The organism is Mesorhizobium sp. M1169, from assembly GCF_040318345.1.
Lineage (GTDB): Bacteria > Pseudomonadota > Alphaproteobacteria > Rhizobiales > Rhizobiaceae > Mesorhizobium.
On sequence record NZ_JAMYME010000023.1, the window covers coordinates 1 to 11,903 of the forward strand.

General features: G+C 61.5%; 10 protein-coding genes. 8 read left to right on the forward strand and 2 right to left on the reverse strand.

Annotated elements, in window-relative coordinates; all coding sequences use genetic code 11:
• The first annotated feature begins 648 nt into the window (after positions 1-648).
• Positions 649-1,554: a retron St85 family effector protein gene (locus NKH41_RS21080; protein ID WP_352746960.1), complete on the forward strand. Its 906-nt coding sequence runs from the start codon at positions 649-651 to the stop codon at positions 1,552-1,554.
• Entirely contained in the window at positions 1,551-2,498 is a 948-nt protein-coding gene (locus NKH41_RS21085; RefSeq protein ID WP_352746962.1) for a retron St85 family RNA-directed DNA polymerase, read from the forward strand. The genes NKH41_RS21080 and NKH41_RS21085 overlap by 4 nt, the downstream gene beginning before the upstream one ends.
• Before the next feature lie 23 nt (positions 2,499-2,521).
• On the opposite strand, the gene NKH41_RS21090 is transcribed toward NKH41_RS21085, so the two are convergent.
• Positions 2,522-2,707 (reverse strand): alpha-glutamyl/putrescinyl thymine pyrophosphorylase clade 3 protein, encoded by a 186-nt coding sequence (locus NKH41_RS21090; RefSeq protein ID WP_352771591.1) that lies wholly within the window; start codon positions 2,705-2,707, stop codon positions 2,522-2,524.
• A gap of 162 nt (positions 2,708-2,869) precedes the next feature.
• Here NKH41_RS21090 and NKH41_RS21095 point away from each other — a divergent pair, with 162 nt between their 5' ends.
• The 6 genes from NKH41_RS21095 (at position 2,870) to NKH41_RS21120 (ending at position 11,083) form a co-directional block, all read left to right on the forward strand.
• On the forward strand, positions 2,870-4,279 hold the full coding sequence (locus NKH41_RS21095) for a DUF6600 domain-containing protein (RefSeq protein ID WP_352771589.1): 1,410 nt from the start codon (positions 2,870-2,872) through the stop codon (positions 4,277-4,279).
• 316 nt (positions 4,280-4,595) lie between these two features.
• The gene (locus NKH41_RS21100) at positions 4,596-5,657 is read left to right on the forward strand and encodes a LacI family DNA-binding transcriptional regulator (RefSeq protein ID WP_352746968.1); all 1,062 of its coding nucleotides are present in this window, start codon (positions 4,596-4,598) and stop codon (positions 5,655-5,657) included.
• An 82-nt stretch (positions 5,658-5,739) separates the two neighbouring features.
• Positions 5,740-6,993: an ABC transporter substrate-binding protein gene (locus NKH41_RS21105; protein ID WP_352771587.1), complete on the forward strand. Its 1,254-nt coding sequence runs from the start codon at positions 5,740-5,742 to the stop codon at positions 6,991-6,993.
• Positions 6,994-7,283: 290 nt separating this feature from the next.
• Positions 7,284-8,213 carry a carbohydrate ABC transporter permease gene (locus tag NKH41_RS21110; RefSeq protein ID WP_352452309.1) on the forward strand — a complete coding sequence of 310 codons (930 nt, stop codon included), beginning with the start codon at positions 7,284-7,286 and terminating at the stop codon, positions 8,211-8,213.
• On the forward strand, positions 8,213-9,070 hold the full coding sequence (locus NKH41_RS21115) for a carbohydrate ABC transporter permease (RefSeq protein WP_023674366.1): 858 nt from the start codon (positions 8,213-8,215) through the stop codon (positions 9,068-9,070). Before NKH41_RS21110 ends, NKH41_RS21115 begins: the two co-directional genes overlap by 1 nt.
• Before the next feature lie 27 nt (positions 9,071-9,097).
• Positions 9,098-11,083 (forward strand): glycoside hydrolase family 127 protein, encoded by a 1,986-nt coding sequence (locus NKH41_RS21120; RefSeq protein ID WP_352771585.1) that lies wholly within the window; start codon positions 9,098-9,100, stop codon positions 11,081-11,083.
• An 18-nt stretch (positions 11,084-11,101) separates the two neighbouring features.
• Here the strand turns inward: NKH41_RS21120 and NKH41_RS21125 are convergent, their stop codons facing one another.
• Entirely contained in the window at positions 11,102-11,881 is a 780-nt protein-coding gene (locus tag NKH41_RS21125; protein ID WP_352771583.1) for a response regulator, read from the reverse strand.
• Between the last annotated feature and the right edge of the window lie 22 nt (positions 11,882-11,903).

An 11,903-nucleotide genomic window follows, 5' to 3' on the forward strand; every position in this document is an offset into this window, starting at 1 on the left:
TCATCGACTCAATCTCCTCTTACGACGAAGATTGAATCAGTGCTTCAGGACTGCTGCAACCCGGACTTTTTCAACACTATCGACCCGTTGCAGACATCGAAAATCTCAGGAGAGTAGGTCTGCTTGCGCTAAAGCAGACATTAAGAAACGCAGGTCGGCCTGCGCGTCCACAATGAGCGCGGCCTTGTCACCTGGCTGCTGTGCGGGACGTTCGGCCAGGCGTCACCGCGCTGCAGGCGGCGAAGCGTTCCTGGCAGAAGCTTCTAGACTTTTCGGGCTCAAAAGCCGCGAAAAATAATTATGAAAATATTGCTAGGAAAACGCCAATAACTGTCGATTACAGCGTCGGGGCCAAGCGCGCCTATTGATTGCCACAGCAGACACGGTCACACTGCTTGACAGCTGACTGTGGGGGTGGGAGATAGTGCTTAGCTTACGCGAGAAGCACCTTGCGTGCTTGGTCCGGCGTTCCGTCAGACCTCATTCGATTGTTAGGTTTTATCCGGTGTGGAACAACCTGTGGTTATACCGCCACAAGTGGCCGCTCCGCTCGGTAAACCCCATGTTCTTCCACACCTCCAAGGGTAAGTGATAGTCGGAGGTGACATAGCCGATTTAGTCGAGCGCATCGACGCCTCGACTTTGCATGTGCGCGCACCCACCCCAATCATCCTGCTGTGTGGCGGGCAGATCGACGTCAAAACGGCTAAGCCAAACTCGTTGCGGGATGCTTACACCCAAATTTACGGGCGGCCCGGCCTGAAATCATATTCGACGGTGACGCCTGAGGATTTTAGAATCTTCGCGCCCGATGGGCCCTACAAAGACTGGCTGAGTTTCGAGAGAGAATTCGCACAGATAGTCGACTTGGTCGTTCTGTTTTCAGAAAGCTATGGAAGTGTTGCTGAACTAGGCGCGTTTTCTGTGGTTGAGGAGATCGCCACCCGCCTGCTCGTTGTCATTGACGACAAGAACTACGGCGATTCGTCTTTCATCAAGCTGGGTCCACTTCTCTTCCTACAGGAAAATCACGGGAAGTCTGCTGTGTGCGTGCTAAATCGCAACGACTTAAATATTAGTAGCGTAAACAGCGTTTCGGAGGTGAATCTCGACCGTTTGGCGGAAGCGCTGATTCCCGCGATTGAAAAGCGGAAAGCTGAGTACAAAGAACACACGACATTCAATCCTGGGCGAGCCGGTCATGTCATCAAACTGGTAGTCGGCTTAATACAACATTACGGGGCGCTGACCGAAGAGGAGATTGATACCCTCCTATACGTTATGGATTTGACGGTTCCATTTTATAAGATTGCTGAATACTTAAGCTGTGCGATCAATGCCGGCTGGATCGTCAGAGATAAGCGCGGAATTAATGAGTACTACTGCGCGTTGCCTGACATGGAAGAGGCGGTCACTTACCGGCTTCGAAAAGATTTGCCGCCGGAGGAGAAAGATCGGGATCGTTGGCGCGCAAGGGTAATCGAGTATTGGAAGAGTAAGGAACCCGTTAGGTTTAGCAGCATCCAAGCTGCTTTAAAAAGCGCTCTGGGATGAGTGGCATCGTCGACATATTAGCCGTTGAGACTGGTATGGATACCAACCTGGTGGAGCGCATCATGCGCACCGCCCCTGTTAGGTATAAGACCTACCAAATACCGAAGCGCTCTGGAGGTTTTCGAATTATCTCCCAGCCCGCCAAGGAAGTGAAGATATTGCAGAGGGCGTTGGTCGATGTGCTTGTCAGCAAGCTTCCAATTCATGACGCGGCGACTGCCTATCGTGAAGGTATATCCATAAAGGAGAACGCGCAGCGCCATGCTGGACATCGACCAATCCTGAAGATGGATTTCGCTGACTTTTTCCCGTCGATTAAGGCCGCTGACTGGTCCCGCTATTGCGAGCTGACGGGCGCCCTTACCTCATTCACAGATATCCACCTGACCTCGCAGCTGATTTTCCAAAGGCTAAAGGGAAGCTCGGTCTTGCGATTGGCTATTGGGGCTCCCTCCTCGCCGACTGTCTCCAATGCCCTGCTGTGGGAATTCGACGAGGCTATTAGCCACGAGGTTGCGAAAGATAAGGTGACATACACCCGTTACGCCGACGACCTCACCTTCTCCGCTCCACGAACCGGGTATCTCGTCAATGTCGAGAAGGCCGTCCGAAAGGTGATCAAGCTGATTGAGCTGCCGAAGCTTGTCATCAATGAGGGCAAGACAACCCGCGTGACAACGAAATACGGGCGGCGCGTGACGGGGCTCACGTTGACAAATGACGGAGCCGTGTCAGTAGGGCACACGCGAAAACGCGAGCTTCATACCGCCGTGTACAGAGCTAGCAAGGGTAGGCTGGACGGAGATGAGCTAGCAAACTTGAAGGGCATGCTAGGTTTCGTGAATAGCGTCGAACCTGAGTTTATCACGACGCTGCGGAACCGCTTCGGGCAGGGCATCATCCAGCAAATCCAAGCATTCCCTATTCCCAAGCGCCAACGCTAGGACATTATGTTTCAGGGCGCGAGCTATTGCGTCATCAGGAAAATGAGCCATGCCGCTTCTTCGACATCGCGTCGTTGCATCTGATAGGCCACTGCGCGTTCTGCATCGAAGCCATTAGCCCGAACAGCTTGGCGCAGAGCCTGTTGCGGCGGCTCCTTTACTGTCGGGCCCGCTGACCAACCACTTATCACCGCGCCTTCGGCGCGCATTTGTGACGGTCACCGCCTTCATGAAGCAACTCTGATCCCAAATATCATCGTGCGATGCCAAGCCGTTGCGGGAGGGGACTGGGTAACGTCAGCAAAGTGGAACAATCCGGCAGCCGGCGGGTTTGTACGATGAAGGGCGATCTGTTTCGGAGGAAGATTACGATGAAACGCGTCCTTGCCCAACATGCGGTGCGACTGATGCTCGGCGGCGTAACCGCCTGCCTGCTCACGGTCGTCGAGATTCCCAACTCAATTGCGCCATTGTCGCTTGTGTCCGAGGCAAGGGCTGCCACCACCGTTTCGATCAGCACGTTCTACGAAGACCTGTCTTCCTATGGTGATTGGGTCTCGTATCACGGAGCGACCGTTTTCGTGCCGGTTGATGTGCCTGACGATTGGCGTCCGTATACGCTTGGACACTGGGTCTATACCGAGCAGTATGGCTGGCTCTGGGTGTCCGACGAGCCATTCGGCTGGGCGACGTACCATTACGGCCGGTGGGGCTATGCCGACGATATCGGCTGGTACTGGGTTCCGGGCACCCGCTGGGCGCCAGCATGGGTGAGTTGGCGTCGTGACAGGGAGCACATCATTTGGGCGCCGCTGCCGCCCCGCCGCGATCCGGATTTGATTTCAATCGAGGTGATCTTCGACACGACGCCGGATTATTACTGGGTTGTGGTCCCCACCCGCGAATTCCTTGCCGCGGACATTTCTGTGGTCGTTATTCGTGATGAGCCGGAGTTTGTGCGCATTGTCGAGGCGGCCGAACCGGCCGGCGACGTGACGATCCAGAACAATTTGGTGATCAACAAAGTCATTGATGTCGATGTGATCGAAAAGGAGACGAACCAGAAGGTGACTGCCGTCAAGGTCAGCAAGACCGACGCGCCCGAGCAGTCCGGCAAACTGGAAAACGATACGGTCGCTGTCTTTGAGGGCGAGGTGAAAGCCGACCCTAAGGCCAAACCAGCTAAGCTCAAAGACATCGAGGAGGTGAAGCAGGTTCAGGCTGGCCGGAAATCGAAGCCGACCGAAGGCGCTGCAACGACCGAGCAGGCCAAGCCCGAAGAAACCGCCAAGCCTGAGAAGCCGAAGGCCAAGGAGCAGCCGGCCACCGAGCAGCAGCAGGCCGAGCCCGGCAAGGCGGCCAAGCCTGAGAAGCCGAAGGCCGGGGAGCAGCCCGCCGCCGAGCAGCAGCAGGCTGAGCCCGAACAGACGGCCAAGCCTGAGAAGCCGAAGACCAAGAAGCAGCCCGCCGCCGAGCAGCAGCAGGCCGAGCCCGAACAGACGGCCAAGCCTAAGAAACCGAAGATCAAGAAGCAGCCCGCCGCCGAGCAGCAGCAGGCCGAGCCCGAACAGACGGCCAAGCCTGAGAAGCGGAAGGCCAAGAAGCAGCCCGCTGCCGAGCAGCAGCAGGCTGAGCCGGAGCAGGCTGCCAAGCCTGAGAAGCGGAAGGCCAAGGAGCAGCCAGCGGCCGAGCAGCAGCAGGCCGAGCCCGAGCAGGCGGTCAAGCCCAAGCCACAGAAACAGAAAAACAAGGCGTGCGATCCACAGACTGAGAACTGCTAGCTCTGCGGGTAGACTGCGGCACCGCGATTATTCCATCGCGGTGCCCGCTGAACGGCAATGCACGCCAAAGGTGCTCGCCCTCTTTCCTTCGGGCCGCCATGGCAGATCCTGGACCCAGGGCAGCGAGTCGTAGTTGACTGCCGAACATGCCTGTAACCAGGCCATTCCCTCTTGCCATCCTTGCATCCTTCCCCTAATCTTCCTTTTGAGAAAACCTTTTCCCAACTCTGCCGGCATCCGCTGACTTCACCATTCAGCGCCTCGCAGGCCGGTAAGAGAAAAGCTTTTCTCAAATGGGAGGATCGATATCCAAATCATGGCGTCCGACGCGCAGCCAACGCCTGTTTCTGCCAAGCAGCCCGTCACCCTGCGTGAGGTGGCGGCGCTCGCCGGCGTCAGCGTGGCCACGGCCTCAAAGGCGCTGAACGGGCAGGGGCGGATGACGGCCGAGACGCGGACCCGTATTCGCGAGACGGCGCAGCGGCTTGGCTTTCGCCCGAACAGCCTGGCGCAGAGCCTGCTCAGGCGGCGCTCCTTTACCGTCGGGCTTTTGACCAACGACACCTATGGCCGCTTTTCGCTGCCGCTGATGGCCGGCGTTTCCGATGCGCTGGTCGATGCCGGCGTCTCGGTGTTCCTGTGCAATGTCGAGGACGACCCGCGCCTTGCCCAGCTGCATGTCGATGCCATGCTCGACAAGCGCGTCGACGGCATCATCGCCACCGGCAAGCGCATCGACCGCCACCTGCCGGTCGACCTCGCCAATCTCGGCATTCCGGCGATCTACGCATTCACCGAGCCCGATCCCGGCGCCATCGCGTTCGTCTCCGACGATGCCGGCGGCGCGCGGCTGGCGGTCGAGCATTTTTGCCGGCTCGGGCGGCGGCGCATCGCCCATGTCAGCGGGCCGGCGAGCTTTGCCGTGGTGCATGCCCGCGCCGAGGCTTATCGCGCGGTGCTGGCCGAGAACGGCCTGCCGGTCATGGAGCCGCTGCTCGGCCCGTGGTCGGAGGCCTGGGGCCACGAGGCGGTCAAGAAGCTGTTCGACGGCGAGGGTTTCGACGGTACGCGCGAAAAGCCCGATGCGGTGTTTTGCGGCAACGACCAGATCGCGCGCGGCGTCATCGACGCCTTGCGCGAGCGCGGTATCGGCGTGCCGGACGAGGTCGGCGTCATCGGCTTCGACAACTGGCAGATCGTCGCCGAGGCAACCCGCCCGCCGCTGACCTCCGTCGACATGAACCTGGCCGCGCTCGGGCGCGAGGCCGGCCTTGCCCTGCTTTCGCTCGTCGGCGGCGAACCCGCCGAGCCGGGCATCAGAAAACTGCCGTGCCGGCTGGTGGTGCGTCAGTCATGCGGCCGTCCGCCGGACGGCTGAACGAAACGGGCCGTGTCGATAGTCACCCGCTTGGGGCGCGGCTAAATTAAGACGCTAAATTAAAACCATGTGGAGGAGAAGCATGAGAACCACCATTACCGGGCTCGCCATCGCCGCGAGCATTTTGGGCACGCTGGCAACGGTCGGCCCGGCCGCCGCCGACACCGCCAACATCTGGGTTCGCGCCGACGGCTCGAACTTCATGCCGCGCATCGTCGATGCCTTCAACAAGGGGCATCAGAACCAGATCAAGCTCGACATCATCCCCAACGCCGAAATCATCCCGAAATACGGCGCGGCCGCTGCCGGCGGCACGGCACCCGACGCGCTGTCGCTCGACCTGATCTACACGCCGTCCTTCGCCGCCGCCGGCCAGCTCGAAGACATCACCGACTGGGCGAAATCGCTGCCTTATTTCGCCAGCCTGTCGCCGGCGCATGTCAAGACCGGCACCTATAAGGGCCGCATCTACGGGCTGCCGTTCTCGGCGGATTCCTCGGTGCTGATCTGGAACAAGAAGCTGTTCAAGCAGGCCGGCCTCGACCCGGAAAAGGGCCCGACCAACTGGGCCGAGATCGAAGCCGACGCGGAAAAGATCAACGCGCTCGGCGGCGACATCAAGGGCTTCTACTTCTCCGGCAATTGCGGCGGCTGCAACATCTTCACCTTCACGCCGCTGATCTGGGCCTCGGGCGGCGACATCCTGACCGAGGACGGCTCCAAGGCGACGCTGGACACGCCGCAGATGCGCGGCGCCATCGACCTCTACCGTTCGATGGTCAAGAAGGACCTGGTGCCTTCAGGCGCGCAGACCGACACCGGCTCCAACTTCTTTGCCGCCTTCGCCACCGGCAATATCGGCATCTCGCCGTCCGGCGCCTTTGCCATCGGCGCGCTCAACACGCAATATCCCGATATCGACTACGGCATCACCTTCCTGCCCGGCAAGGATGGCAGCTGGTCGTCGTTTGCCGGCGGCGACAATTTCGTCGTCACCAAGGGCACCACCAAGGTCGCGGTGGTGAAGGAGTTCCTCGATTTCGCCTATTCGCTCGAGGGCCAGACCATCCTGGCGAAATACGGCAGTCTGCCGGTGCGCGGCGACATCGCCAATGAGGCGCTGAAAGACCTCGACCCGCGCTACAAGGTCGCCGCCGAAGCAATGGCCAAGGGCCGCACGCCCTATTCGGTGGTGTTCAACGACCTGATCAACTCGGCCAACGGTCCGTGGAACCAGATGATGAACGAGGTCTTCTTCGGCGAAGACGTCGACGGCGCCATCGCCAACGCGCAGGAAACGATGCAGTCGATCATCGATTCGGCGCCGCAGAAGTAAGCGCCGGCGCCCACCTCCCCCTCGAGGGGAGGTCGGACCAAAGGTCCGGGTGGGGTCGTTGCGGCAGTACTCGACGTTTCTGTCGGCGCACTTCGCAGACGACCCCACCCCCGCAGCCCCTTAACCTCCCCTCGAGGGGAGGTCGGACCGAAGGTCCGGGTGGGGTCATCGCGGCAGTGCTCGACGCTCTTTTGATGTCGGCGCGCTTCGCGGAGGACCCCACCCCCGGCCTTCGACCGGACCCTCCCCTCAAGGGGGAGGGGGACGTAGCGCTAACGGAAGACCACGGCATGACCACCATCACAGCAACCACCGCCGCGCCAGCGCGCGCATACAAACTGGTCGGCGCCGGCCGCCGGCAGTGGATCGGCCTGCTCTATGTCGCGCCCGCCGTTGCCCTGGTCGTCGTCTTCTTCATCGTGCCGCTTTGCATGACCGCCTGGATGTCGCTGCACAACTGGCCGCTGATGGGCGCGCATAGCTTTATCGGCCTCGACAATTACTGGGCGATCCTGCGCGACACCCGTTTCTGGAACGCGCTGAAGTTCACCGGCTACTACACGGTGGTGGTCACGATCGCGATCTTCGCCGTCGCCTTTCCGCTGGCGCTGTTCATCGAAAGGCCGCGGCAGCTGACCGGCTTCTACCGCACGTCCTTCTTCATGCCGGCGGTCATCGGCTTCGCCTCGGCGAGCCTTTTGTGGTCGTGGCTGCTCAATGTCGATTCCGGCCTGTTCAGCCCGGCCGCCTTCGAGCTTGGCCTGACCGAGAAGAAATTCAACCTGCTGGCGACCTTCCAGCCGGCCTTCTGGTCGATCATCGCCATGGTGGTGTGGAAGGTGGCGGGCTTCACCATGATCATCCTGATGACCGGCCTGCAGTCGATCCCGCCGGACCTGCAGGAGGCGGCGATGATCGACGGGGCAGGGCCATTCGCGCGGTTCCGGGCGATTACCTTGCCCTTGATGCGCCGCACGCTGGCGCTGGCGCTGATCCTGTCGGTCGCCGGCTCGATCCTCGCCTTCGACCAGTTCTACATCATCCTGCGCGGCGGCCCGCGCAACCAGACGCTAACCGCCGTCTACTGGATCTTCAACCAGTCCTTCGTGTCGTTCAAGCTCGGCTATGGCGCGGCACTTTCGATGGTCCTGCTGGTCATCCTGGTGGCGCTCAGCCTGATCCAGTTGCGGCTGCTGCGCAATCCGGAAGGGGTCGATTGATGGCGCAGGCTCGCACCCGCAAACGCCGCATCGGCATGCAGATCGCCGAGCACTCGACCGGCATCATCGCGTCCATACTGTTCCTGGCGCCGATCGCCTGGACGGTGCTTTCGGCCTTCAAGCCGGCGCAGGAGGCGCGCCAGCCGCCGCTGCCGCCATGGCCGACCAGCGGCATCTCGCTCGAGAACTACGCGACGCTCAACACCTTCGGCGACGGCCTCTGGCTGCCGGCGCAAAACAGCATCTACGTCTCGGTCATGACAGTGGTGCTGTCGGTGATCGTCAGCGTGCTCGCCGGCTACGGTTTCTCGCGCTTCCGTTTTCCGCTGAAGAACCTGCTCTTCGTCGTCATCCTGTCGACGATCATGATCCCGTTCCAGTCGATCCTGACGCCGATCTTCCTGGTGCTGACCAAGATCGGCCTGCACAACACGCTGACCGGGCTGGTCTGCGTCTACGTCACGCTGCAGCTGCCGTTCTCGATCTTCATGATGCGCAACGCCTTCGACGCGGTGCCGCGCGAGATCGAGGAGGCCGCGCGCATGGACGGCGCCAACAACGTCACCATGCTGTTGAGGGTGATGCTGCCGCTGGTCTGGCCGGGCATCGTCACCATCGCGCTGTTCGCCTTCCTTGGCGCCTGGAACGAGTTTCTGGCGGCGCTGGTGCTGATGACAGACCAGTCGAAATTCACGCTGCCGATCATGATGACCGCGCTGCAGTCCGGCCGCTTCGGCGCCATCGACTGGGGCGCCGTGCAGGCCGGCGTCACCGTCATGATGGTGCCGTGCCTGGTGCTCTTCCTGCTGCTGCAGCGCTTCTACATCCGCGGCCTGATGGCAGGGGCCGTGAAGTGACCAATCGAACCGAACCGGAGTAAATTGATGACCGCATCGCAATCCGCCAGTCAGGGCGCCAAGCCGAAACTCGCCTTCCGCCCGCTGCCGGTGCCGCAGGTCGATGTGCGCGGCTTCTGGGGCGACCGCGTCGATGCCGTCGCCTCGAAGACCGCCGGCATCCTCTACGACCGCTGCGTCGAGGCGCGCATGCTCGAGCAGATCGACCCGGACCGGCCGTCGCCCGGCGTCGTCATCCCGTTCCACTCACCCTCGCCGGACGAGGCGGCCACCGCCGGCAACGAGTTCACCGGATCGACGGTGACGACGCAGATGTTCTGGGACTCCGATTGGGGCAAGACCATCGAGACCGCCGCCTATTCGCTCTATCGCCGCCGCAACGACGAGCTCGAGAAGAAGATCGATGCCGTCATCGACATGTATGGCAAGCTGCAGCAGCCCGACGGCTATCTGTCGAGCTGGTACCAGCGCATCCAGCCGGGCCTGCGCTGGACCAATCTGCGCGATTGCCACGAGCTCTATTGCGCCGGCCATCTGATCGAAGGCGCGGTCGCCTACTACCAGGCCACCGGAAAACGCAAGCTGCTCGACATCATGTGCCGCTATGTCGATCACATCGCCGAGACGTTCGGTCCCGAGCCCGGCAAGAAGAAGGGCTATTGCGGCCATGAGGAGATCGAGCTGGCGCTGGTCAAGCTGGCACGGGTGACCGGCGAGCGCAAATACATGGAGCTTGCCAAATATTTTATCGATCAGCGCGGCCAGCAGCCGCATTATTTCGACGAGGAGGCGCGGGCCCGCGGCGCCGACCCCAAGGCCTATCATTTCAAGACTTACGAATACAACCAGTCGCACAAGCCGGTGCGCGAACAGGACAAAGTCGTCGGCCATGCGGTGCGGGCGATGTACCTCTATTCGGGCATGGCCGACATCGCCACCGAATATGGCGACGACACGCTGCGGGTGGCGCTCGACCGGCTGTGGGACGACCTCATGACCAAGAACCTCTACGTCACCGGCGGCCTCGGGCCGTCGTCGCACAATGAGGGTTTCACCGCCGATTACGACCTGCCCAACGACACCGCCTATGCCGAAACCTGTGCTTCGGTCGGCCTGGTGTTCTGGGCAAGCCGCATGCTCGGCATGGGTCCCAATGCGCGCTACGCCGACATCATGGAGCGGGCGCTCTACAACGGCTCGATCTCCGGCTTGTCGCTCGACGGCTCGCTGTTCTTCTACGAGAATCCGCTCGAAAGCCGCGGCGCCCACCACCGCTGGAAGTGGCATCGCTGCCCGTGCTGCCCGCCCAATGTCGGGCGCATGGTCGCCTCGATCGGCAGCTATTTCTACGGCCTGTCGGACGACGCACTCGCCGTCCATCTATATGGAAACGGCACGGCTCGTTTCGATATTTCTGGGACGCAGATAGAGCTCACCCAGACCAGCAATTATCCCTGGGACGGCGCGGTCTCGATCTCTGTCGAACCGGAAGCTCCGACCGCGTTCACTTTGCACCTGCGCCTGCCGGCCTGGTGCCGCAAGGCAGCGCTCAAGGTCAACGGCGCCGATGTCGATCTGGAGGCGATCACCAGCGACGGCTATGCCGCGATCCGCCGCGAATGGAGCAAAGGCGACCGCGTCGAGCTCGACCTCGAAATGGCCGTCGACCGCCTCTACGCCAACCCGCAGGTGCGGCAGGATATCGGCCGTGTCGCGCTGGCGCGCGGACCGCTGATCTATTGCGTCGAGGAGACCGACAATTCCAGCCAGCTGCACCGCATCGCTCTGCCGCGCACGGCCGACATCGAGGCGCATCAGCAGCCGAACCTTCTGGGCGGCGTTGTGACACTTTCGGCGATTGCCAAAAAGGAGGCTTTCGAAAACTGGGAAGAGGGGCTCTACCGCACCGAACCGCCGGCGCTCGAGGGCGCGAAAATCACCGCCGTGCCGTACTTTGCCTGGGACAACCGCGATCCCGGCGAGATGCTGGTCTGGCTGAGAAGCGCGGAGTAGGCTGGGCGCGGCAGCGGCTCAAAGTACCTCGACCGCAGTCGCGAATATGTAGCCGGCGCCACGCTCCGTAACAATGAGCTTCGGCTCGCTCGGATTGACCTCGAGCTTGCGGCGCAGCCGCAATATCTGCACGTCGATGCTGCGGTCGAACACCTCTTCGTCGTGCACGCGGCTGGCAGCGAGAAGCTGCTCGCGGCTCAGGATCTGCTGCGGCGATTTCAGGAACGCCGTCAGCAGGTTGAACTCGCCGGCGGTCAGCGGCGTTGCCTCGCCCGCCGCCGACCTCAGGCGCCGCATCCGCATGTCGAGCTCCCAGCCGGCAAAACGATAGCGTATGGGTTTCTTGCCGCGCGGATGCGGCTGCGTCGACCGCGATCGCCGCAGCACGGCGCGAATGCGCGCCAGCAGCTCCCTGAGGCCGAAGGGCTTGGTGATGTAGTCGTCGGCGCCGAGTTCCAGGCCGACGACGCGATCCACCTCGTCGCACCTGTGGCCGGTGATGATGATGATGGGCGCTTCCGGCGGACTGCCGAGTTGCCGCATGATGTCGAACCCGTCCTCGTCGGCAAGCCGCATGTCGAGGATCATCAGGTCTACGGGCTTTTCATTGAGGACGCGCGACATGGCCCGGCTGTCGGCGACCGCGCTAACCCTGAAGTTTTGGCTCTCCAGGTAATTGGTGAGCATATCGCGAATTTCGGGGTCGTCGTCGACGACAAGGATATGCTTCGGCGCCGCTGGCTGCTCGATACTGCCTCTCGACTGCTGTTCGTGGCGAATGTTTTGTTCGGCTGACATCTCGCACCGTCGCAAGCATGGA